The 21,897-nt window shown below is 66.1% G+C and carries 20 protein-coding genes; 10 read left to right on the top strand and 10 right to left on the bottom strand.

What is annotated here, in order from left to right; all coding sequences use genetic code 11:
* The first annotated feature begins 228 nt into the window (after window positions 1–228).
* The 3 genes from shiA to ACQP1T_RS23775 are packed head-to-tail and all read left to right on the top strand — an operon-like array spanning window position 229 to window position 2,641.
* The gene (shiA, locus tag ACQP1T_RS23785) at window positions 229–1,590 is read left to right on the top strand and encodes a shikimate transporter (protein ID WP_433762334.1); all 1,362 of its coding nucleotides are present in this window, start codon (window positions 229–231) and stop codon (window positions 1,588–1,590) included.
* Window positions 1,591–1,614: 24 nt separating this feature from the next.
* Window positions 1,615–2,496, top strand: a complete 882-nt coding sequence (locus tag ACQP1T_RS23780) for a shikimate dehydrogenase (protein ID WP_433755246.1) — start codon at window positions 1,615–1,617, stop codon at window positions 2,494–2,496.
* A 7-nt stretch (window positions 2,497–2,503) separates the two neighbouring features.
* Complete coding sequence (locus ACQP1T_RS23775) at window positions 2,504–2,641, top strand: hypothetical protein (protein ID WP_433755245.1); 138 nt, start codon at window positions 2,504–2,506, stop codon at window positions 2,639–2,641.
* Window positions 2,642–2,756: 115 nt separating this feature from the next.
* On the opposite strand, the gene ACQP1T_RS23770 is transcribed toward ACQP1T_RS23775, so the two are convergent.
* On the bottom strand, window positions 2,757–4,706 hold the full coding sequence (locus tag ACQP1T_RS23770; RefSeq protein WP_433755244.1) for a bifunctional sugar phosphate isomerase/epimerase/4-hydroxyphenylpyruvate dioxygenase family protein: 1,950 nt from the start codon (window positions 4,704–4,706) through the stop codon (window positions 2,757–2,759).
* Window positions 4,703–5,581: a shikimate dehydrogenase gene (locus ACQP1T_RS23765; protein WP_433755243.1), complete on the bottom strand. Its 879-nt coding sequence runs from the start codon at window positions 5,579–5,581 to the stop codon at window positions 4,703–4,705. The genes ACQP1T_RS23770 and ACQP1T_RS23765 overlap by 4 nt, the downstream gene beginning before the upstream one ends.
* Before the next feature lie 124 nt (window positions 5,582–5,705).
* Here ACQP1T_RS23765 and ACQP1T_RS23760 point away from each other — a divergent pair, with 124 nt between their 5' ends.
* Window positions 5,706–6,368, top strand: coding sequence for a TetR/AcrR family transcriptional regulator (locus ACQP1T_RS23760; protein ID WP_433755242.1), 663 nt, complete (start codon window positions 5,706–5,708; stop codon window positions 6,366–6,368).
* A 190-nt stretch (window positions 6,369–6,558) separates the two neighbouring features.
* On the top strand, window positions 6,559–7,887 hold the full coding sequence (locus tag ACQP1T_RS23755; protein ID WP_433755241.1) for an MFS transporter: 1,329 nt from the start codon (window positions 6,559–6,561) through the stop codon (window positions 7,885–7,887).
* A 57-nt stretch (window positions 7,888–7,944) separates the two neighbouring features.
* On the opposite strand, the gene ACQP1T_RS23750 is transcribed toward ACQP1T_RS23755, so the two are convergent.
* Window positions 7,945–8,439, bottom strand: coding sequence for a phosphoribosyltransferase (locus tag ACQP1T_RS23750; protein WP_433520919.1), 495 nt, complete (start codon window positions 8,437–8,439; stop codon window positions 7,945–7,947).
* 84 nt (window positions 8,440–8,523) lie between these two features.
* On the opposite strand from ACQP1T_RS23750, the gene ACQP1T_RS23745 reads away from it, so the two are divergent.
* On the top strand, window positions 8,524–9,108 hold the full coding sequence (locus ACQP1T_RS23745) for an NAD-dependent epimerase/dehydratase family protein (RefSeq protein ID WP_433755240.1): 585 nt from the start codon (window positions 8,524–8,526) through the stop codon (window positions 9,106–9,108).
* Here the strand turns inward: ACQP1T_RS23745 and ACQP1T_RS23740 are convergent.
* Genes ACQP1T_RS23740 through ACQP1T_RS23715 form a run of 6 tightly spaced genes read right to left on the bottom strand, consistent with a single transcriptional unit; the run spans window position 9,015 to window position 15,884 of the window.
* Complete coding sequence (locus tag ACQP1T_RS23740) at window positions 9,015–11,819, bottom strand: fumarate reductase/succinate dehydrogenase flavoprotein subunit (protein WP_433755239.1); 2,805 nt, start codon at window positions 11,817–11,819, stop codon at window positions 9,015–9,017. The two genes, ACQP1T_RS23745 and ACQP1T_RS23740, sit on opposite strands and share 94 nt — an antisense overlap.
* A complete protein-coding gene (locus ACQP1T_RS23735) occupies window positions 11,816–12,562 on the bottom strand; it encodes an ABC transporter ATP-binding protein (protein WP_433755238.1) in 747 nt (248 codons plus the stop codon). Before ACQP1T_RS23735 ends, ACQP1T_RS23740 begins: the two co-directional genes overlap by 4 nt.
* Window positions 12,559–13,431: an ABC transporter permease gene (locus ACQP1T_RS23730; protein ID WP_433755236.1), complete on the bottom strand. Its 873-nt coding sequence runs from the start codon at window positions 13,429–13,431 to the stop codon at window positions 12,559–12,561. The genes ACQP1T_RS23735 and ACQP1T_RS23730 overlap by 4 nt, the downstream gene beginning before the upstream one ends.
* Complete coding sequence (locus ACQP1T_RS23725) at window positions 13,428–14,855, bottom strand: ABC transporter substrate-binding protein (protein ID WP_433755234.1); 1,428 nt, start codon at window positions 14,853–14,855, stop codon at window positions 13,428–13,430. Before ACQP1T_RS23725 ends, ACQP1T_RS23730 begins: the two co-directional genes overlap by 4 nt.
* 16 nt (window positions 14,856–14,871) lie before the next feature.
* On the bottom strand, window positions 14,872–15,099 hold the full coding sequence (locus ACQP1T_RS23720; RefSeq protein ID WP_040689749.1) for a 4Fe-4S dicluster domain-containing protein: 228 nt from the start codon (window positions 15,097–15,099) through the stop codon (window positions 14,872–14,874).
* Window positions 15,099–15,884: a GntR family transcriptional regulator gene (locus tag ACQP1T_RS23715; protein ID WP_433755233.1), complete on the bottom strand. Its 786-nt coding sequence runs from the start codon at window positions 15,882–15,884 to the stop codon at window positions 15,099–15,101. The genes ACQP1T_RS23720 and ACQP1T_RS23715 overlap by 1 nt, the downstream gene beginning before the upstream one ends.
* 473 nt (window positions 15,885–16,357) lie before the next feature.
* Here ACQP1T_RS23715 and ACQP1T_RS23710 point away from each other — a divergent pair, with 473 nt between their 5' ends.
* The 4 genes from ACQP1T_RS23710 to ACQP1T_RS23695 are packed head-to-tail and all read left to right on the top strand — an operon-like array spanning window position 16,358 to window position 20,079.
* Entirely contained in the window at window positions 16,358–17,950 is a 1,593-nt protein-coding gene (locus tag ACQP1T_RS23710) for a hypothetical protein (protein ID WP_433755232.1), read from the top strand.
* Complete coding sequence (locus ACQP1T_RS23705; protein WP_433755231.1) at window positions 17,947–18,384, top strand: FixH family protein; 438 nt, start codon at window positions 17,947–17,949, stop codon at window positions 18,382–18,384. Before ACQP1T_RS23710 ends, ACQP1T_RS23705 begins: the two co-directional genes overlap by 4 nt.
* Before the next feature lie 31 nt (window positions 18,385–18,415).
* Complete coding sequence (locus ACQP1T_RS23700; RefSeq protein ID WP_433755230.1) at window positions 18,416–19,534, top strand: hypothetical protein; 1,119 nt, start codon at window positions 18,416–18,418, stop codon at window positions 19,532–19,534.
* Window positions 19,534–20,079, top strand: a complete 546-nt coding sequence (locus ACQP1T_RS23695; protein WP_433755229.1) for a hypothetical protein — start codon at window positions 19,534–19,536, stop codon at window positions 20,077–20,079. The genes ACQP1T_RS23700 and ACQP1T_RS23695 overlap by 1 nt, the downstream gene beginning before the upstream one ends.
* Window positions 20,080–20,083: 4 nt before the next feature.
* On the opposite strand, the gene ACQP1T_RS23690 is transcribed toward ACQP1T_RS23695, so the two are convergent.
* Window positions 20,084–21,880 carry an acyl-CoA dehydrogenase gene (locus ACQP1T_RS23690; RefSeq protein ID WP_433755228.1) on the bottom strand — a complete coding sequence of 599 codons (1,797 nt, stop codon included), beginning with the start codon at window positions 21,878–21,880 and terminating at the stop codon, window positions 20,084–20,086.
* Between the last annotated feature and the right edge of the window lie 17 nt (window positions 21,881–21,897).

Below are 21,897 nucleotides of genomic sequence, written 5' to 3'. Positions count from 1 at the left end.
GTCAACCGCGAGGCGACGATCCTCGGGTGATTGACAGTGACCCGCATCACCTCTTACCCTGCGTGTGTACATTGCGAACAACTGTTCGCTATGCGCACATCGGCAAGTCGAGGAACCCGGCATGAACCATTCCGCTGCGACGCGCTGTCAGCGGGTTCACCGGCTCCGGTTTCCATGGCCGCGGACCGTGCCCACATTTTTCGAACACCGAGGATGAATCCAGTGACAATCGCCCGCCCCTTCACCGACGCAGATGACAGGCAGGCCCGCCGTGCCGCGCTAGGCAGTTTCGTCGGAGCCGTACTCGATTGGTATGACTTCCTGCTGTACGGCTTGGTCGCCGCACTCGTCTTCAACTCCGAATTCTTTCCGAAAGTCAGTCCCGCCATCGGCACCCTGGCCGCCTTCGCGACCTTCGGCGTCGGCTTCCTGTTCCGCCCGCTCGGCGGAATCGTGTTCGGGCACTTCGGCGATCGCATCGGACGCAAACGGATGCTGGTGCTGACCATCCTGATCATGGGCACCGCCACCGCCTGCATCGGGCTGCTGCCGTCGTTCGCGACCATCGGCTGGTGGGCGCCCATTCTGCTGGTCACGCTGCGCGCCGTGCAGGGTTTTGCGGTCGGCGGCGAATGGGGCGGGGCCGCGCTCATGGCTGTGGAGAGCGCACCGCCGAAGAAGAAGGCGCTCTACAGCAGTGGTGTGCAAGTGGGGTATTCGGTCGGGTTGATCCTCGCCACCGGGTTCGTCGCGCTCATGAACAACGTCACCACCGACACGGCTTTCAAGCAGTGGGGCTGGCGTATTCCGTTCCTGGCCAGCCTGATTCTGGTGGTCATCGGACTGTGGGTGCGCCGCAATGTCGCCGAAAGCCGTGAATTCACCGCTGCCGTCGAGTCGCGGGGCGTCGAGCCGGACGCGGTCCAGCACAGGCGGATCCCCCTGCTCGAGGCATTGACCAAGCACCCGAGGGCATTTCTGCAGATCATCGGCCTGCGGCTGGTCGAGCTGTTCTCGATGTACATCGTGACGACCTTCGCGCTGAGCTACTCCACGAAGGAACTCGGGATGCCCCGCAGCTTCATGCTGACCGTCGGACTGATCGTCGGCGCAGTCGGGATGGTCACCATCCCGTTGTTCGCATGGTTGTCCGACCGATATGGCCGTCGGCGCATCTATCTCGGTGGCTCGCTGTTGGGGGCGGTGTGTGCGGTCCCCTTCTTCACCGCGCTCGAGAACGGATCGACGGTGGGCACCATCATCTTCGCGATCCTGCTGGTGAACATCGCCCACGACATGGTCGTCAGCGTGCAGCAGCCGCTGTTCACCGAGATGTTCGGCGCCGAATACCGCTACAGCGGCGCCGGTGTCGGCTATCAGGTGGCCAGCGCGATCGGTGGCGGCTTCACTCCATTCATCGCCGCCGCGCTGGTGAGCGCTTCCGGCGGCTCCTGGCATCTGGTTGCGGGCTATCTCGCCGCGGGATGCGTGATCTCCGGGTTGGTCGCGTGGGGGCTGGGCCGTGACCACAACGACCATCGGCCGCAACCGGTTTCAGCGGTGGGCACCGTCACCGCCACGGCTCTCTGAGCCGCGAACGATAGGAAAGACACGATGACACACCGGCGCTCAGTGCTCTGCGGACTGGTGGGCGACGCGATCGAGGGCTCGTTCTCGCCGCCCCTGCACGAAACCGAGGGGCGGGCACAGGGATTGAATCTCGTGTACCGGCTGCTGGACGTCGAAACACTCGGCGGCGCGGTGGGCTCGCTCGGCGGGGTCATCGATGCCGCTCGCCAGTTCGGTTTCGACGGCGTCAATATCACCCACCCCTATAAGCAGCTGGTCATCGACCTGCTCGACGAGCTGTCACCGGACGCCGCGCGCCTCGATGCTGTCAATACGGTGGTGTTCACCGAGCGCGGTGCTGTCGGTCACAACACCGATTGGTCGGGTTTCGGGCGCAGCTTCGAGCAGGCCATGACGGACGCCGATCTGCACCACGTCGTACTGGTCGGCGCGGGTGGAGCTGGTGCGGCCGCGGCTTACTCGATCTTGACCACGGGCGCCCAGGCATTGACCGTGATCGACAGCGATCCCGGGCGGGCCCAGAACCTCTGCGCCGGTATGACCCGGTTGTTCCCCGACCGCCCCATCGAACCGGCGAGTACCGCCGCGGTCACCTCTGTGCTCGGGTCCGCGTCGGGGCTCATCAACGCGACACCCATTGGCATGGTGGGTTTTCCGGGCATGCCCGTGCCCCCGCACAGCCTCCGTCCCGACCTCTGGGTTTCCGACATCGTCTACCGCCCGGTGGAGACGGAGCTGGTGCGCCGGGCCCGCGCGATCGGCGCGCCCGCTTTCGGCGGCGCGGGCATGAATGTCTACCAGGCCGCGGACGCGTTCGCGTTGTTCACCGGTGTCGCACCGGATATCGAGCGCATGTACAGCCACATGCTGTCCCTGGCGGCCGCGACCACCCACCGCGCGGCCTGAGCAGCTGGTGCGCACCCTGGCCGCCGGGGGTCTGGTGATGTCGTCGAAGGCGGCCGCGACACTGCTGCACGCGGACAACGCGCTGGGTGCGTGGACCGCCACCAACGCCGAGGTGGCGCGCATCGACACGCGATCATGGCCGTGATCGCCTGTGCCGCACTGATATTCCGGCGACGACGATGGTGGCTTCCGCGTCGAGCTGTGGCTGTCCGCTCCTGAAGCTTCGAGACCGCCTCAGGCGTCGACCGCCGCGCGCCGGATCACGCGATTACGGCGCTCTTCCTCCGCTGCGAGTGCATCTGGGCGGCGAGGCGGACGGCGGCATTGGCCTCGCCGTATCCTCGGTAGTCGCCTACTCGCTGGACGATTTCGAAGAACAGGTCTGCGCCCACGGTCTGCGTGAACAGGTGGAAGAACTCGCCCCTGTCGTCTGCGTCGTACAGGATGCCCTCAGCGCGCATGCGATCCAGCAGGGCGCTGTCGAGATCGAAACGGGCGCAGAGGTCTTCGTAGTAATTGCCGGAAATCGGCAGCGGGACATGTCCATTGGCGCGCATGGCGGCGGCGGTGGCGAAGATGTCGGCGCACGCGAACGCGATATGCCCGACGCCGCCGCGGCGGGGCGCGGGCAGGTCCGCGGTGCCGGACACGCTGCCCGGCACCATGTTCAGCAGAATGCGCACCGTGGGGTCGGCCGCGTCGGGGTCACCGGTCAGCGTCAGTGCCTGCGAATGGATCAGGCCCACCGCGTCGGCGACATCCAGGCCTTCATGGGGCTGCATGCCGAAGACCGAGCGCAGCAACAGCATTACTCCGTCCCAGCTGTCGGCGGGCACGGCCAGGGCGATGTGGTCGACGCCGGTGAGCAGCGGCCGCGTGCCGAGCCATCGCGTCTCGGGTAGTGGATAGATCTCGAAGGCCGACAGCCACGCCACCGCGCTCGCCGGTCCACGCAGATCCAGCGAGGTCGCGTCGGTCACCTTGAGCCGCACCACATCCGAGCCCGGTCCGTGCTCGGCGCCGGGCAGGTCGACCTCGCGTGCGGGCACCTCCAGCGCCCGCGCACGGCGCGCCCACGCCTCCGGATCGCCGGAACGGATGCCGATCTGGGTGAGGGCGGGCAGATCGGCGGGAATGCCGGGGGCCGTCCACACTGTGCCGGGCGTGGCGTCCACCGCGATGGTGAGCGCACCATGCCGCCATAGCTGTAGGTCGTGGTCGCGATGCCGACCTACCAGCTGAAAGCCGATGTGCGCCAGCGTCGTATGCAGTTCGGCGGTGCCTCCCGGTCCTGCCGCGAGCCGCAATGACACCACCCCGTCGATCGGCGCCCGCGGCGGCGGGGCGAACAGCGCGAGCCCGCGCGATTCCGATCCCGTGGCCCGCCGACCCACCTCCTCCTGCAGGTGCAGCAGCGAGCGGTGGGCATCGATCGCGGTGCGCCCAGCGGCCGCTTGCCGGAATACGTCGTTGAACACCTCCAGTGACCACGGGCCGGTGTATCCGGCGGCCTGCACGTGCGCGCCGAAGGCGGCGAGGTCGAAGTTGCCCTGCCCGGGGAAGTTACGGTGGTGGCGGCTCCAGGACAGGACATCCATCGACAGCCGCGGCGCGTCGGCGAGCTGCAGGAAGAAGATCTTCTCGCCCGGGATATCACGAATGCCGCTGGGATCGTCACCGCGGGAAAGGATATGGAAGCTGTCCAGGCAGGTGCCCAGCGCCGGATGATCGGCGTCTGCGACGATGCGCCAGGCGTGTCGATATGTATTGACGTGGGCGCCCCAGGCCAGCGCCTCGTAGGCGATGCGCAGCCCGCGCCGGTGCGCCCGCTCGGCCAGCTCGTGCAGCTGTTCGGCCAGCAGCGCGTCGTCGCAGACCGCGGTGGGCAGCGGGGAGGAGCAGACCAGCATGGTCTCGCAGCCCAACTGTTGCATCAGGTCGAACTTGCGTTCCGCGCGTTCGAGATTGCGCAGGAACTGCTGGTGATCCACCGAATCCAGATCGCGGAACGGCTGATACAGGTCGATGCTCAAGCCTAGATCGGTTGCCCGCGACCGTAATTCGGACGGGGCGAGGGCCGAACTCACGAAATCCGGCTCGAACACCTCGAACCCGTCGAAGCCCGCCTCGGCGATGGCGGTGACCTTGTCCTCGAGCGAACCGCTCAACGACACCGTCGCCACCGAGGTGCGTACCCGCGCCGCGGTCATCGGACCACCTCCAGTTCCTCGCGCCGCACCAGCTCGGTCAGGTGCGCGTACATCCGGTCGGCATCGGGTTCGATACCGGTGAAGATCCGAAAGGCGTCCACCGCCTGATAGACCGCCATGCCGCCGCCGCCGAGGGTGCGGGCGCCCACCGCGCGGGCGGCGCGCAGCAACTCCGTGTCCAGGGGGCGATAGACCACTTCGGCCACCCACAGGTCGGGCCGCAGCAGTGCCGTCGGTACGGCGGAGCCGGGATGTTCGGCCATGCCCATCGGCGTCGCGTGCACCAGGCCGTCCGCGTCCGCGAGTGTCACGGCCAGCTCGGCGAGGTCGGCCACCTCGAGGCGAGTCGCTGGGAACGGCGCTGCCAGGGATTCGGCCAGCCGCTCCGCACGTCTGCGATCGTGGTCCACCAGTACCAGATTCCGGGTCTCGCGGGTGAGCATCGCGTAGGCGACCGCCGCGCCCGCGCCGCCCGCGCCGAGCTGGACCACCCGCTCGATGCGAGCGCCGGGCAGTCCGCGATCGAAGTTGCGGCCGAATCCGGTCCAGTCGGTGTTGTGGCCGATGGACCGCCCTTCGTCGAAGAGCACGGTGTTCACCGCGCCCAGCCGGGCCGCGTCCGGTGTGAGCTCATCGAGGCATTCGATGACCGCCTGTTTACCAGGATGCGTGATGTTCAGGCCCCGAAACCCGAGATCACGCGCACCCCGCACGAGCCTGGGCAGGTCGGCCACGGTCAGCCCGTGCTCGTCGAGATCGATGACCTGGTAGCTGTAGGCCAGCCCCTGCCTGGTGCCCTCGGCCTCGTGCATCGGCGGGGTCAGGGAGGGGCCGATACCGGTCCCGATCAGGCCGCAAACCACGGAATCGGTCACGCGAATCTCCTGGGTGAAGAGGATGCTCGTTAATGTACGAACTAGTGAGTTAATTAACTCCCAGGATGGCGCGAGGGTCAAGTCACGCAATAGTCGGCTCGCCCCGGCTGGCTAGAGTTGACCCATGCCTGCGAACAACGCCAGCCTCGATAAACCCACCAAACGCAGGCGCAACAGCGATCGCACGAAGGAGGACATCCTCGAGGTGGCGACCTCGGAGTTCGCGGACAATGGCTACGCCGGTGCGCGCGTGGACCTGATCGCCGAGCGCACGCACACCACCAAGCGGATGATCTACTACTACTTCACCGACAAAGAGGGGCTCTACCAGGCCGTTCTCGAGCGTTCCTACGGTGCGATCCGGGCTCTGGAACGTGGGCTCGACCTCTCCGGACTCGGCCCGATCGAGGCGATCCGCGCCCTCGCCGAGCTCACCTTCGATCACCACGAGCAGCATCCGGAGTTCATCCGGCTGGTGGCCAACGAGAACATGTTGCGCGGTGAGCACATTCGCCGTTCCGAGGCGCTCATGCGACTCGGCGCGCCCGCCGTCGACCTGCTGTCCGACATCCTCGCCGAGGGGCAGGCCGCCGGGCTGTTCCGCACCGATGTCGACGCCCTCGATGTGCACATGATCATCAGTAGTTTCTGTGTGTTCCGTGTCGCCAACCGGCACACCTGGCAGGCGCTTTTCGGTCGCGACATGATCGCCCCCGAACTGCGCGAGCATCAGCGCCGCATCCTCGGGGGCATGGTCGTCGCGTTTCTCGGGCAGCCCGGCGACTGACGCGACCGTCCGTCGAGACCCCCGTACATCATCAGTTGCTCGCCTGCGAGCAGCCGCTTGTGGCTCTAATGAACTATTTGGTTAATACTGTTGCTTCCGGCACGTGATGCGGGTTACATTCATGCCGCCGCAATACGTACAGCCGTTCGCTATCCGAACATTTGCGGTGGCAGAAAAATCAGGAGACCACATGACCGCCAGCACGTTGGACGCGCCAAGCGCCGGTCCGGCCGACACGACCAAGGTCAAGCGGGCCGCCATCGCGAGCTTCCTCGGCAGCATGCTCGAGTACTACGACTTCTACATCTACGCGTCGGCCTCGGCCCTGGTGTTCGGCAAGGTGTTCTTCTCCAAGGCCGACCCCGCGATGGGCACCCTGCTCGCGCTGGCCACCTTCGGCGTCGCCTACATCGCCCGGCCGGTCGGCGCGGTGCTGCTCGGCCACGTCGGCGACCGCGTGGGCCGTAAACGCGTCATGCTGCTGACGCTTGTGCTGATGGGCATGTCCACCTTCCTGATCGGCTGCTTGCCCACCTATGCCGCGGTCGGCGTCTTCGCCCCTGCCCTGCTGGTGGTTTTGCGTGTGCTGCAAGGCATCTCCGCGGCAGGCGAACAGAGCGGAGCCAATACGCTGACCCTCGAACATGCCCCCTTCGGACGCCGGGCGTTCTTCACCAGCTGGACCCTGACCGGCACCCAGGCCGGGTTCATCCTCGCGACCGTCGTCTTCCTCGCCGTGGCCGGACTGCCCGACCAGACCTTGCTGTCCTGGGGCTGGCGCGTGCCGTTCTGGTGCAGCCTGATCGTGGTGGCCCTCGCCTACATCGTGCGGCGGCGGATCGACGAGCCCGAGGTCTTCCAGGCTGAACAGCAGACTCGGCAGGTCGCGAAATTGCCTGTGGTCGAACTGTTCCGTACCCATGCCGCCGACGTGTCGCGCGTGCTGCTGTGCGCGTTCATCGCGGTGTGCAGCACCGTGTTCTCGGTCTTCGGGCTGGCCTTCGCCACCAGCCACGAGGTCGGCCTGAGCAAGACGACCATGCTGCTGGTGGCGGTCTCGGCGAACGTACTTGCCCTGGTCACGCAGCCGACGCTGGCAGTGCTGGCGGACCGGATCGGCCGCAGGCCGGTGTTCATCACCGGCGTACTCGGTTGCGCCGTCATGATTTTCGTGTACTTCAAGGCCATCATGTCCGGCAATGTGCCGTTGATCTTCCTGGCCGCACTGGTTCTCATCGGCTTCTGCTACAGCGCGCCCAACGCCGTCTGGCCATCCTTCTACGCCGAGATGTTCGATACCAGGGTGCGTTTCTCCGGCATCGCCATCGGCACCCAGATCGGCTTCGCCGCAGCGGGTTTCGCGCCAACCATCGCCTGGACCCTGATCGGAAACAGCCGTACGAACTGGCTGCCGGTAGCCGCCATGGTGGCAGTGTGCTGCGCGATCTCCGCTCTGTCCGCCGCGACCGCCCGCGAAACCTACCGGGTCCCGCTGACCGAACTCGGCAAGCGCCACTGATATCGCGCTGCCACCGACGTAGTCGGACGCCGCCATCCGTCCGCGGCTTGGTGCGGTTCAGGCGTCCAGTACTCGGGTCTGCCGGTCGACGACCGGCGGTTCGGTGGACCAGGGGAAGTTGATCCAGCGGTCGGTGCGCCGCCAGACGTATTCGCAATCGACCTCGGAATGCGGTTTCTGGTAGACGACCGCGCAGCGCACCTCGGCGACATGGTCGATGCAGAAGTCGCGTACGAGTTTGAGGGTGGCGCCGGTATCGGCCACATCGTCGGCGATCAGAACCGTCGCGCCGGCCAGATCGACGGCCTGCGGGACCGGCGGCAGCATGACGGGGAGATCGAGGCGCTGATCGATACCGGTATAGAACTCGACATTCATCACGTGCAGGTTCTTGACGTCCAGTGCGTAACCTAGCGCCCCCGCGACGAATAGTCCGCCGCGTGCGATCGAGAGGATCAGATCCGGCTCGAACCCGTCCTTGGCGATTTCGGTGGCGAGTTCGCGACTCGCCGTCCCGAATAGTTCCCAGGTCAGCACTTCCCGATCCGCCATGGATCCTCCATCTCTCTCGATACCGCTGGGCCTAGAGCATACGACCAGCTACGCGGTACTGATGTGGGGAATTAGGGTGGGGAGGTGCGGATCTATTTGGCCGGCGCGACCGGCGTCATCGGAACAAGATTGTTGCCCTTGCTGATCGAGGCCGGACATGAGGTCGCGGGGATGACCCGGTCCGCGGCCAAGGCCGACCAGGTCAGCGCCGCCGGTGCGGAAGCGGTGGTCTGCGATGTGTACGACCTCGACGCGCTCATCGCGGCGGTCGTCGCCTTCCGGCCGGATCTGGTGATGCATCAGCTCACCGATTTGCCCGACGATGCCGCACGGCTCCCGGAACTCGCCGGTGCGAATGCGCGCATCCGTTCCGAGGGCACCAGCAATCTGATCGCCGCCGCGCAGTCCGCGGGCGCGAAACGCTTTCTCGCCCAGAGCATTGCGTGGGAGCCGCCCGCCGGTCGCGGTGCGGGCATTCAGGAATTCGAGGCGGCGGTACTCGATATCGGGGGTGTGGTCGTGAAGTACGGCCAATTCTATGGTCCGGGTACCTATTACGAATCCGAGCTGCCCGATCACCCGCGTGTGCACGTGGATGATGCTGCCGCGCGGACGGTTCCGCTCGTCGATGCGCCCCGTGGCGTGGTGGTTATCGCGGACCCCGCCTGATCCTTGGCGCGACAGGCTGCCTCGGGTCTTGGCGGGTTTGCGTTGTCCAACGCACGGCGCGCATAGGCGCGCACATCCGCATCGGTGTCATCGATCGCCAGCTTCAGTGCGTCATGCGCCGACCCGCTGTGCGGCCAGGTGGCCAGTGACAATACCGCTGCCTTGCGCACATCGAGGTGTGGATCGTGCAATGCGTCGGAAAGTGGGGTGACACCGATGTCGGGGTCCACGCCCGCGAGACCTCGTGCGGCACCCACCCGAACCTGCCAGGCGGAGTGGGTGAGAGCATCGACCAGCAGGGTCGTATCATCATGTGCGACACCGAGATTCGCGAAGGCGGCCAAGGCGGCCGCACGCACCAGCGGATCCGGATCCCCGGCCAGAGCGCGCGCGGTTTCGCTGCCCTGCCCGCCGATCGCCGACAACCCGTGCGCGACGGCGATGCGCACCTCGCGGTTCTCATCGGTCGCCGCGGTCGAGACGGCGTGCCAGTCGTCGAGCGATACCAGAGCGCGGACGGCCTCGATGCGCACCCGATGATCCGAATCGGTCAGCGCCGCAACGAATTGCGTCGCCGATCCGGCTCGCAGCGCGCGCAGCAGATCCACGACGGTCGCCCGGACGACCGGGTCGGGGGAGTCGAGTCGATCGGCGAGGCCGGTCGAGTCGGGAAGCACCTCCACGAGTTCACGCAGACTCGCCGCGGCCGCCGCGCGAACGGATGCCGCGTCATCGTCGAGTGCGCCGATCAATACCGAGGTGAACCCCTCGGGCGTGTTCTCGGTCAGTACCGATAGTGCCGCGACCCGAACACCGGCGTCGTCGTCGGACAGGTAGCTCGAAAGGTCCTGCACCGTCGGCGAATCCAGGCCCAGCAGGCTGACCAGCCGCGGTGACGGCGGTGTGGTCGAGCTGCGGACGGTGTGCGGTGCCTCGGCCGGTGCGCGGCCACCGATGAGTTCCGGCTGCGCGACCGGAACCACCACGGTGTCGGTCGACGGTAGGTCATCGAGACCGGGCACCGGTACCAGATACGGCGCCACCGGCCGCTTCAGGAATTCCATCGCGCCATCGGAGCTCTTGCGCAGATTCAGGTGATAGCGCCACTCGTTATCGTCGCGCTGTGGCAGATCGGCACGTTCGTGATACAGCCCCCATCGTGACTCGGTGCGGGTGAGAGAACTGCGCGCCGCCATTTCGGCGCAGTCGCGAATGAAGGAGACCTCGACCGCGCGCATGAGCTCATGCGGTGTGCGGGCGCCGATTTCGGCGATCTCACCATGCATCCGCACGAAGGTCTCGACCGCGATCGACAGCTTCGCCGCCGTCTTCGGTGGTGCGACATAGTCGTTCACGAATCGGCGCAGCTTGTATTCGACCTGGGGCTGTGGCGGCCCGTCCGGCTGCCGCAGCGGCCGGTAGATCAGCTCGTGTGCGGCGGCGAGTTGGTCTTCCGGAAGGTGAACGGGCGCAGTGACTTCGGGCAACGTGGATGCCGCATGGCCACCGGCGAGGTCGCCGAAGACGAAAGCGCCGATCATGTAGTTGTGCGGCACGCACGCCAGATCACCTGCCGCGTAGAGCCCGGGCACCGTGGTGCGGGCATGTTCGTCCACCCACACGCCGGAGGCGGAATGTCCACCGCACAATCCGATTTCGGAGATGTGCATCTCGATATCGTGGGTGCGGTAGTCGTGGCCTCGGTTGGCGTGGAAGGTGCCACGGGTCGGGCGTTCGGTGGTGTGCAGAATGCCTTCGAGCGTCGTGAGCGTCTCGTCGGGCAGATGTGACACCTTGAGGTAGATCGGCCCGCGCGCGGATTCGATCTCGCGTTTGACCTCCGACATCATCTGTCCGGACCAGTAATCGGAGTCGACGAAGCGTTCGCCCTTCGCGTTCACTTGGTACCCGCCGAACGGATTGGCCACGTAGGCGCAGGCCGGACCGTTGTAATCCTTGATGAGCGGATTGATCTGGAAGCATTCGATACCGCTTAGCTCCGCACCGGCGTGATAGGCCATCGAGTACCCATCACCCGCATTGGTCGGATTCTCGTAGGTGCCATAGAGATAACCGGATGCGGGCAACCCGAGTCGGCCGGACGGACCGGTCGCAAGGATCACCGCTTTGGCACCCACGGCCACGAATTCGCCGGTGCGCGTATGCAATGCCGCAGCACCGACCGCGCGCCCCGCATCGGTGAGCACCCGCACCGGCATGAGTCGGTTCTCGATCCGGATCTTCTCGCGCATCTTGCGCTGACGCAGTACGCGATACAGCGCCTTCTTCACGTCCTTGCCTTCGGGCATCGGCAGCACATACGACCCGGACCGGTGCACCCGGCGCACCGCGTACTCGCCGTACTCGTCCTTCTCGAACTTCACGCCGTAGCGTTCGAGTCGCTGCACCATGGCGAAGCCGCGGGTGGCGGTCTGATACACGGTGCGCTGGTTGACGATTCCGTCATTGGCCCTGGTGATTTCGGCGACGTAGTCCTCGGGCTCGGCCTTGCCGGGAATCACCGCATTGTTGACCCCGTCCATGCCCATGGCCAAGGCGCCGGAGTGCCGCACATGCGCCTTCTCCAGCAGCAGTACATCGGCCCCTGCCTCGGCGGCGGTGAGCGCGGCCATGGTCCCCGCGGTGCCGCCACCGATCACGAGCACGTCGCAGTCGAGCCGGATCCGATCGGATAGCTCGGGAATATTCACAACTTCTCCAGGATTTCGGCCTTCACCGACCGGCGATCCGCCGGTGTGCGTGGTTCGGGCACATCGACCACGGTGTGCAGTACGCCGCCGCCGAGTACCGCGATGCGGTCGCCGAGCAGCAGCGCCTCGTCCAGGTCATGGGTGACGAATACGACGGTGGTTGGGTGCGCGCGCCAGGTATCGATCAGCAAGCGCTGCATGGTTGTTCGGGTCTGGGTGTCGAGTGCGCCGAACGGTTCGTCCATCAGCACCGCACGCGGCGATCCGGCGAGGCTGCGCGCCAACTGAACTCGCTGCCGCATGCCGCCGGACAGATCGCGCGGAAGATAGTCGCCGTAGCCGGTGAGTCCGACCTCGTCCACCCAATGCCGTGCGCTCGTCTTGCGTTCGGTGCGCGGTACCTTGCGCAATTGCAGTGCGAGCTCGATGTTCTGGCGCGCGGTGCGCCACGGCAGCAGCGCATCGTCCTGGAAGACCAGCGCGCGATCGGCGGACGGGCCGGTTACCGGAATACCGTCGGCGCGGATCACACCCTGGTCCGGTTTGCGCAGTCCGGCGATCGCGCGCAGCAGCGTCGACTTGCCGCAGCCGGATTTGCCGACCACGACCAGGATTTCGCCGGGCGTAATGTCCAGCTCGAGGTTGTCCAGCACGGTTCTGCCGCCGTAGGCGATGCGAATTCCATCCAGGCTCAGCCGCATTCCGGTGGCGGTGCGGGTGGCGGGTGCGGTTGTCGCGGTCATTCAGCGACCTCTCTCGGCAGCCAGCGGGTGATCCGACGTCCGGCCAATTCCACGATTCCGGAGGTGCCGAAGCCGAGGATGCCGATGGTGATCATGCCGACGAATACCGCCGGATAATCGACGATGGTGTAGGCCTGCCAGGTCCGGTAGCCGATGCCGAGCCGCCCGGAGATCATCTCCGCCGAGATGAGGCAGATCCATGCCACGCCCATGCCCACCGACAGACCGCTGAATACTCCCGGCAGGATGCCCGGAAATACCACTCGGACAAGGACATCGGTGCGTGAGGCGCCCAGCGTGCGCAGTGCGTCCTCCCAGATGGTCGGCAGCGCGCGCACCGCGTGCCTGGTGCTGACCAGCACCGGGAACAGCGATGCCATGAAGGTGATGAAGACGATGCCCGATTCGTCGCTGGGGAACAGCAGGATCGCCACCGGTACCAGTGCGATGGCCGGAATCGGCCGGGCCAATTCGGTGAGCGGTCCGAGCACCGCGGCGAAGAGTCCGGAGCGGCCGAGAACGATGCCCGCGAGCACCCCGACCACGGCCGCGAGCCCGAATCCGGTGAGAATACGGATCAGCGATTGCCCGACATCGACATAGAACTGGTCCGATTGCAGCTGCTTGCCGAATTCGCGGATGATCTCGGTGACGGTCGGCAGTGTGTCGAAGCGCAGCCACCATCGCACATTGTTCGCGGTGAGCAGCTGCCACAGTCCGATCGCGGCCGCGACCGACGCCACCTGGAGCGCACGGGTACGCCATGTGGAACTTCCACGCGTCCCGGTGGTTTCGTCGTCGGCCACGGCGGGGGCAACCAGGGCGGCCGTGCCCGCGCCCCTCAACGTAACGCTGCGCGATGCTGTCATGGTCGAACTTCCGTCACGGCCTGGTCGTAGGAGATCGCCGTCGCGGCCGGATGCGCCTGCCGATAGCGTTGCGCGGCAGCCGATGTCGTGAACGGCAGGAAGCTGTCGCCGTCGCGCAACCACACCGCCTTATCGGCGAACCAGCGCGTGCCGAGTTCGGCATCGGGCACATACGCGGCGCGGATCACCTTGCCCTGCGCCTTGGCCGCCTGGACCGCACGCAACAGGCAGGTCGGATCGGCGGCGGGCTGCGGTCGATCAGTGCCGTCGAGCCACAGTTCACCGGCCTGCGCGGCATTGCTCACCGGGCGAGCGCAGACCGGATCGGTCCCCGTGACGCGGCTGGGGTTGACCGTGGCGGCCAGAGTCTGGTCGTAGTCGCCGACGCCGTTGTCGGCGAAGGCCTTGCGCAGTGGTGCGGGATCGACGAACTTATCGATATCGAGTTCGGCGAAGTCGCCGATCGACTTCAGGTACTGCACATCGGCTTTGAACGCGTCGATCAGAGTGGGCTTGAGCGTGGTATCGAAAGACGTTCCGCCGGGCCCGTTGTAGAGGTACACGACCTCCTGCGGCAATCCGGAACCGTCGGCGACGATCTTTGCGGCTTCGAACGGCTTCTCGTTCAGGAACTTCGTGGCATCGAGCTGGGCGGCGAGGAAGGCCTGCAGCACCTCGGGATGATCGGACGTATAGGAGCGCCGCGCGACCACGCCGTGGAAGGTGGGCACACCCAATTCCGCACCGTCGTAGAGCAATTTCGCCTTGTTCTGGAAGACCAGCAGGCCGGGCCAGGCCACGAACTGCGCGAGCGCGCCGACCTGATGTGATTCCAATGCGGTCGCGCCGATTTGCGGCTGCTGGTTGAGCACCTCGACGCCCTTGGCCGGATCGACGCCCGCTCGCGAGAGCGCCTGCACCAGGGTGCCGTGTCCGGCCGAGCCGACGCTGGCCGAAATCTTCTGCCCGGCCAGGTCGCCGATCGCGGTTGCCGTCGAATCCTGCGGCACCACAACCATATTGAGCGCACCCCTGGGGTTGTAGCCGGTGACCGACACCAACGCCGTCTTCGCGCGCTCATTGGACTGGGTGCGAGATCCGTTGATCAGCAACGGATAATCGCCCATCGACCCGATATCGATCTTCTCGGCCAGCATCTGCGCGGTAATCGGCGCGCCGGTGTCGTAGTCCTGCCATTCCACCTGATACTTGGCGCCGCCGCTGTCGGTGATCTTCTGCAGCCGCTGTTCCAGATAGCCCTGGGCGCGCAGCAGGGTGCCCGCGGTGACGGTATTGATGGTCTTGGACTGGTAGCCGACGACGACCTTGACGGTTCCGGCGGGGGTGCTGTCGGAACTCTGCAGTGAGCAACCCGCCGCGGCGAGTGCGAGGGCGAGGAGCAGGGGAGCGAGGCGTTTCTTCATGGGACTTCCGGATCGTTCAGCGCAACAGATAGGGCATATTGACGGTGACGGCTCCCGTGGGACACCGGGCGGCGCAGGGGCCGCAATACCAGCACTCGTCCACGTGCATGAAGGCCTTGCCGTTTTCCGGATTGATGGCCAGCGAGTCGAGCGGGCAGATCTCCACGCACAGCGTGCAGCCCTGGATGCATAGCGATTCGTCGATGGTCACCGGAATATCGGTTCGTTGGTTCGCCAGTGCCATCAGATGACCTTCCATTCGGATGTGCTGCGGATCAGGCTGCCGCGCATGGTGATTCGGTCTCCGCGCATCCGGATGTACTCCAGATCCACCGGTCTGCCGTCGTCGAGCCGGGTCAGCCGTTCGAGCATCAGTAGTGCGGCGCCCTCGGGCGCTTCCAAGGTGGCGGCGGTGTGCGCGTCCGCGGTAATCGCTTCCAGCGCGAGGTCGGCCGAGCCGAGCGGCCCGCCGCTGATCTGTTCGATGAGTACGAAGATGTCGTTGGTCTCGAGATCGTGGCCGAGGACCTCGGTGCCGATATCGGGTGCGAGATAGGTCAGATCCAGGCTCAGCGGTAGGTCGGCGAGATAGCGCAGACGTTCGATATAGACCACGCGCTCACCGGGATTCAGCCCGAGCTTGCGCGCGACGGCGGGCGGTGCGGTGATATGCATTGCCGCGCGCACCTCGTTGCGCACCGTGCCGTGGCCCTTGAGGGTTTCCTGCAGCCCGAGCAGCGCGTCCAGCCCGTGATCGTATTTGCGCCGCGCGACCCGGGTGCCCACCTTCGGCACCCGATCGATCAGTCCTTCGTCCTTGAGCAGCGCGAGCGCGTCGCGCACGGTATTGCGCGACGCGTCGTATTCCGCGACCAACTCCTGCTCACTCGGCAGCACGTCGTGGAACGCCCCCGCGTGTATCTGATGACGCAGCACGTCGGCAATCCGGCGCGCCTGGTCGGCCCGCAACCGTCGCACGGGCGTCGCCTCGGCTCCCACCTCCGCCACCTTTCTCTCGCTGACCTGCATGGACAGCGACGATAGTTGGCGCTGGGACGCCCATATGCCAGCATTCGAGCTGCCCAAATCAGCGGATGTTATTGCGCCGCCCCCTACCTGCTCTGACCTGGGCGGATACGTCTCGGAGTGGCCATTGCGCCACCCTTTTCGCGGCCGATGAGTTTCGATCACACAGATTCGAATGCCGGGCGGGACGGGGATGGAGCAGCGCGCTCAGCTGGCCCGCAACACCAGGTCCGCGGCGCGGTCCGGCCACTGCCGTCGCGCTGACCGTGCGAGCCCGCGCCGCTGTCGCAGCCGATCAGGTCGGCGACCCATTCGCCGAACGTCGACTGGCGAAGCGGGTGACCAAGCGGTGGTTTCGGCGGTGAGCTGGGGGATTATCCGGATTCCTGTCCGAGGCAGCATCACTCCGGTGGGGGAGGCGAAATCCCCACTGGGGGTGATGTTTCTGGCAGGCACGCATCCCTACCATGGCGGGCGTGGCTGTTGTCGCCGGTGTCGGTCGCGCTCTGCTGGTCGCGGCGGTGTGTGCGTTGTTGGCGTCGATCGGAGCGGGTTCCGTATCGGCGGATTCGGCGTCCTCGGGTGCGGATATTTCGGTCGCGCAGTCGCTCGGCGATCGGGAGCTCACGATCATCCTGCGTCGGGTGACCAGCGTGCCGGGGCCGTTGCGGGTGGATGTGGTCACCCATACCGGTACCGCGCCCGGGCAACTCACGCTCGCGGCGACACCGACGGGGGTCTCGACGCAATCGATGCAGCCCGCGCCGGGAGCGCCCGCGGCTGAGGCGATTGTCGAACTCGGCGGCACGCCCGGGATGTACTCGGCGACAGTCCGAATGGACCGAGCCGGGCCATGGGAATTGGCCGTCGGCGATGGCACTCGGGTGGCGCGGATTCCGTTCATTGTGCCCGCACAGGTGACCTCGCCGCCCGAGCGCCTGGTCTACGGTGGGTTTCTGGTGGCGGGCGTACTGTTGCCCGTCGCCGTGGTGATCGCGATTCGTGCTCGGCGCAGCGTCTGGGCGCTGGTTCCGGCCGCCGGAATGGTGGCAGGGGTGGCGGTTTCGGTGACGGCCGCACTGCTTTCGGTATCGCTGCCGCTGCCACCGCAACCCGGCGGTCAGCTCGATCCCACGCGCGACAATGTCACCGATCCCTATGCCGTGAATCAGCCGTTGATTTCGGACTTTTCGCGGCCGCCGGTACTGCTCACGGTCGCCGGTGTGCCCGTGACCGCCGGACAGCCGGGCGATCTCGACCTCGTTCTGAATGATGCCGCCACCGGTGCGCTCGTCGACGATCTGGTCGTGCACGACAGTGCCCTCGTACATCTGCTGCTGGTCGGCCCGACCGGCCGCCTGTCGCATCTGCACCCGATCCGGATCGGACCCGGTCGGTATCAGGTTCATCTGGCAGCGCCCGAGGCCGGGCGATATGCGCTGTCCGCAGAGTTGGCGCGACGTGGTGGCGGTGTGCAAATGGTGCGTGCGGCAAGCGGATTCACGGTCCCGCCAGGTGCTACACCGGAATCGGCCAGTGCCACAGTGCATCTCGGTGGTGCGGACAAGGCGGCGTCAGCTGTGGTCGAAGGCAACCAGGTCACTGTCGTGACGACCACACCGGTCGCGGGGGTACCGACCACCATCACCGCCGAATTCGGCGCCGGCGCCGATCTGCAGCCGTGGCTCGGCATGGTCGGCCATCTGATCATGGCCGGGCCGCTGCCCGACGATCCGAATATTGCGGCGGCCGTGCAGGCTTCACCGATCTGGGGGCACGGCCACTCGATGGGCGCGACGTCGATGCAGGGTATGTCCGGGATGTCGGGGATGGATATGCCGGGGATGGATATGACCGAGCCCGCCGCGAGCCGCGGCGCCATGCTCATGCCACCCGCCAATGGTGAAAGTGCTCCCGACGAGACGGTCGCCGCATACGGTCCCGAAGTCCCGTTCACCTACACCTTTCCCCTCCCGGGCCGCTATCGCCTCTGGATCCAGGTCGAACGGCGCTACACCGTGCTCACCGTCCCCGTCGTACTCGATGTCGCGGCGGGAGCGCGGCCATGAGCGAGCAAGCGGAGAACACTGCCGTACCCCGGAAAGGTGTTCTCGCCGGGGGAGCGGTGGTCGTCATCGTGCTGGCCGCCATCGCCTGGTTCGTCTGGCCGCGCCCATCCGGTCCGCTCGTATTGAAAACCGGTTCCGCGCAACATCTCGTCACCATCTCCATCGAGAGCGTCCGAATCGGTAGCACCGCAATCGATGTCACCGTCAGCGACCGAAGTGGCGCGACGAAAGACCATGCCGCAGTGAGTATTCAGGCGAACCAGCCGCTCATGGGCCACGCCGGACAGCCGGTCGCCGCGATGTCCACCGGTCCGGGACATTTCCGCGCCGCGTCGGTGCCACTCATGATGACCGGCCCGTGGGAGCTTCGCCTGTCGATCGACGAACACGACAGCGTTGACGAACTCGCGGTGCCGATCTGGGTCGGCGGCTGAAAACATGCACAGTTCAGGAGGAATGAGCACCATGAGCACATCAGCGCCGGTCGAAGTCGCCGCCGGACCGAACATCTCCGATGACAGCACCGCGGCTCGCATCGGTGCTTGGGGCGTACTACTGGGCACCGCGGTCACATTGATCGGTCTCAGCTGGGATATCCAGTGGCACAACGAAGTCGGCCCCGATACCTTCTTCACCCTGCCGCATCTGTTCCTGTACTCCGGCAGCGCGATATCCGGATTCGTCAGCCTGGCCATGGTCCTCATCGCGACCTCCGCCCAACGGGCAGGTCGGCCCGTGCCCAGGCTCGGTGGTACTCCCATCCGAGTCTTCGGCAGCAACCTGACCGCACCGCTCGGCTATATGATCGCCGGAGCCGGTGCGGCACTATTCCTGCTCTACGGCCTGCTGGATCTGGAGTGGCATTCGATCTACGGCTTCGACGCGGTGCTCAATACCCCCTCGCATGTGGCGCTGTTCTTGTCCAACGCGCTCACCATGATCGGCAGCATCATCGTTTTCGCCGCCCACCGTGATCACCGCTGGGGCCGCAACGGCATCGTCGTCGCGATTCCGATCCTGATCACCTTCGCCCCGATTCCCACCAATGCGTTGAACAACCTGCATCTGCCCGTGGATCCGACCATCCTGGGCATCGTGCTGTTCGGGCCGATGCTGCTCATTCTCGGCGCGGCACTATTGGCTCGTGCGGGCGCGGCGATTGCCATCGCGGTTTCGCTCGGTGCGATGCAGGCATTCCTCTGGTGGTTCTCGCCCTGGGCCGCGGAAATCTACGCGTCGGCGATCGGGCTGCCATTGCGTGACGGTCTCACCGGACGGCCGCCGGATCTGCCCGCCATCATGCCGATGTTCCTGATCGTCGCGGCCGTCGCCGTCGAGGCACTGTTCTGGCTGGCCCGTGAGCGTGGTTTCGATGCGCGGAAGATCGTGCTGGTCGCCGGTGCTGTGACCGGCGTCGTCATCGGCGTGACATTCCCGCTGCAGTTGAACCTCGTGCGCGCCAGCTCGCACATCGCCCTCGGCGACATCGTGGCGACCACGCTGCTCGGCATTCCGTTCGGCCTGCTCGCCGGATTCCTCGGCGGCCGGTTCACCACCATGCTGCCCGCAATGAAGGACGCGTGATGACCGTACTGCGCAGGCTCGCCGTCACCGTACTGGCCGTGATCACCCTGTCGTTGATCGCCGTCGCCCCCGCCTCCGCCTATGCGCCGGTCGAAATCGTGCACACCGAGCGCGTCCAGGTCGGCCCGTACGGCGTGACCGTCGGGTTCTCCACCTGGCCCATCCGGGCGATGAAGTCGCTGGACTTCACCTTCATGCCCGATGGCGGCATTGCCGACAAATCCGGGACGCTGCGCTTGACCGGGCCAGCCATCAGGCCCGGTCGCCGCGCTATGCCCCTTGTCCGTCATCCCCGCAAACGCGACTCCTGGGGTCTGGACGTCAAGGCGTTCGACGCGCCCGGCACCTATACCTTCACCTTCGCGATCGACGGCCCACTCGGACACGGTGAAGGGACCCTCGGCAATGTCACCGTGCTCGACCAGCCCGGACCGCCGCTGCCGCTGAGCTGGACGATCGGCACCCTGCCGCTGGTCGGCTTGCTGGTCTTCCTCGCGGTGGCCTGGCGTCATACCCGCCCGGGGCGGCAGCCGCTGGTGGTCTGACGGGTCAGAACCAGGCGTCGCGCATTTCCAGCGTGGTGCGGTCCATCAGCTCCAGCAGATCCAATTGCGGTGTGGTCTTGGGCAATTCGTAGCGGAAGAAGTAGCGGGCCGCCGCGCGTTTGCCATCGTAGAAGTCGCCGTCCTTGCCGTGCGCGGCGAGGGCCTGCTCCAGCCAGATCCACGCGACCACGACGTGTCCGAAGGCCTCCAGATAGATGCTGGAATTGGCCATGGCGGCGGCGATATCGCCGGAGGCGAACATCCAGCCGGTGACGGTGAGCAGCCGCTGCCAGACCGCGTCGAGCTGTCCGCCGAATTCGGTCCACTCGCCGCCCGCCTCGGTGGCCGCGAGGACGGTCCGCTCGATTTGTGCGGCCAGCAACCGCAGGCTCGCCCCGTCGTGCTGGATCACCTTGCGGCCCAACAGATCCAGACCCTGGATGCCGTGCGTGCCTTCGTGGATGGGGTTGAGGCGGTTATCCCGGTAGTGCTGTTCGACGTCGTATTCGCGGGTGTAGCCGTAGCCGCCGTGCACCTGGATGGCGAGGTTATTGGCCTCCAGACACCATTGCGACGGCCAGCTCTTCGCGACACCGGTGAGAATTTCCAGCAGCAGGGTGTGCTCGCGTTCGACCGCCGGATCCGTCGCGGTGCGTTCCAGATCGACGAGGCGATTGCAGTAGAGCAGCAGGGCGAGCGCGCCCTCGACATAAGCCTTCTGCGCCAACAGCATTCGCCGCACATCGGCATGTTCGATGATCGGCGTCTGCGGTGTGGACGGATCCTTGGCGGTGATCGCGCGGCCCTGACGGCGTTCCCGGGCGTATTCGAGTGATTTCAGATACCCGGTGTAGCCCAATGCCGTCGCGCCCAGACCGACGCCGAGGCGTGCCTCGTTCATCATGTGGAACATGTAGGACAGGCCGCGATGCGGTTCGCCGACGAGGTAACCCACCGCACCGGGCGCGCCATCCGGATTGTGCTTGCCCTCACCGAAATTCAGCACCGTATTGGTGGTGCCGCGATATCCCATCTTGTGGTTCAACCCGGCCAGCACCACATCGTTGCGCGCGCCGAGCGAACCGTCCTCGGCCACCAGGAATTTCGGCACGACGAACAGCGAGATGCCCTTGGTTCCGGCTGGTCCGCCCGGAATCTTGGCCAGCACGAGGTGCACGATATTTTCGGTGAGCTCGTGATCGCCGCCGGATATCCACATCTTCGAGCCGAAGAGGCGGTAGGTGCCATCGGCCTGGGGTTCGGCACGGGTGACGATATCGGCCAGCGACGAACCCGCCTGCGGTTCGGACAGACACATCGTTCCGGTGAACCGGCCCTCGACCATGGGCTTGACGAAGCGGTCGATCTGTTCCGGAGTGCCGTGTGCGGCAAGGAGATTGGCATTGCCAACGGTCAGGAACAGATATCCGGTGGTGCCGACATTGGCGGCCTGGAACCAGCAGAATCCGGCGGCTTCCACGGTGGCGGGCAGCTGCAGCCCGCCGATCTCCTCGTCCATCGCGGCGCCGACGAGATTGGCCTTGGTGAAGGCCTCGATCGCGGCCTTCACCTCTGGGATGATGGTGACCTTCTCGCCGTCGAAGGTCGGCTCATTGCTGTCGTTGCGCTTGTTGTGGGTGGCGAAGTGCTGGGTGGCCAGGTCCTCGCACAGGGCGAGAAAGCCGTCGAAGGTGTCCCTGGAGTGTTCGGTGAACCTGGGCAGCGCCGTGAGCTCCTCGACCCGCAGCCATTCGTAGAGCAGGAAGTCCAGGTCCCTACGGGAGATCAAGTTCGAGCGCACGGGCACATCCTCTCGCG

Origin of the sequence: Nocardia sp. CA-135398 (assembly GCF_050955845.1) — a bacterium.
Classification (GTDB): domain Bacteria; phylum Actinomycetota; class Actinomycetes; order Mycobacteriales; family Mycobacteriaceae; genus Nocardia.
The sequence above is the reverse complement of the archived record's forward strand: the minus strand, read 5'-3'. Positions and strand labels throughout refer to the sequence as shown.

What these genes read in the sequence shown, in the direction of transcription:
- ACQP1T_RS23725 (WP_433755234.1), bottom strand. Translation starts at nt 14,855, where the DNA reads ATGAAGAAACGCCTCGCTCCCCTGCTCCTCGCCCTCGCACTCGCCGCG.
- ACQP1T_RS23695 (WP_433755229.1), top strand. Translation starts at nt 19,534, where the DNA reads ATGACCGTACTGCGCAGGCTCGCCGTCACCGTACTGGCCGTGATCACC.
- ACQP1T_RS23720 (WP_040689749.1), bottom strand. Translation starts at nt 15,099, where the DNA reads ATGGCACTGGCGAACCAACGAACCGATATTCCGGTGACCATCGACGAA.
- ACQP1T_RS23750 (WP_433520919.1), bottom strand. Translation starts at nt 8,439, where the DNA reads ATGGCGGATCGGGAAGTGCTGACCTGGGAACTATTCGGGACGGCGAGT.
- ACQP1T_RS23715 (WP_433755233.1), bottom strand. Translation starts at nt 15,884, where the DNA reads ATGCAGGTCAGCGAGAGAAAGGTGGCGGAGGTGGGAGCCGAGGCGACG.
- ACQP1T_RS23735 (WP_433755238.1), bottom strand. Translation starts at nt 12,562, where the DNA reads ATGACCGCGACAACCGCACCCGCCACCCGCACCGCCACCGGAATGCGG.
- ACQP1T_RS23760 (WP_433755242.1), top strand. Translation starts at nt 5,706, where the DNA reads ATGCCTGCGAACAACGCCAGCCTCGATAAACCCACCAAACGCAGGCGC.
- ACQP1T_RS23755 (WP_433755241.1), top strand. Translation starts at nt 6,559, where the DNA reads ATGACCGCCAGCACGTTGGACGCGCCAAGCGCCGGTCCGGCCGACACG.
- ACQP1T_RS23700 (WP_433755230.1), top strand. Translation starts at nt 18,416, where the DNA reads ATGAGCACATCAGCGCCGGTCGAAGTCGCCGCCGGACCGAACATCTCC.
- ACQP1T_RS23770 (WP_433755244.1), bottom strand. Translation starts at nt 4,706, where the DNA reads ATGACCGCGGCGCGGGTACGCACCTCGGTGGCGACGGTGTCGTTGAGC.
- ACQP1T_RS23780 (WP_433755246.1), top strand. Translation starts at nt 1,615, where the DNA reads ATGACACACCGGCGCTCAGTGCTCTGCGGACTGGTGGGCGACGCGATC.
- ACQP1T_RS23705 (WP_433755231.1), top strand. Translation starts at nt 17,947, where the DNA reads ATGAGCGAGCAAGCGGAGAACACTGCCGTACCCCGGAAAGGTGTTCTC.
- ACQP1T_RS23730 (WP_433755236.1), bottom strand. Translation starts at nt 13,431, where the DNA reads ATGACAGCATCGCGCAGCGTTACGTTGAGGGGCGCGGGCACGGCCGCC.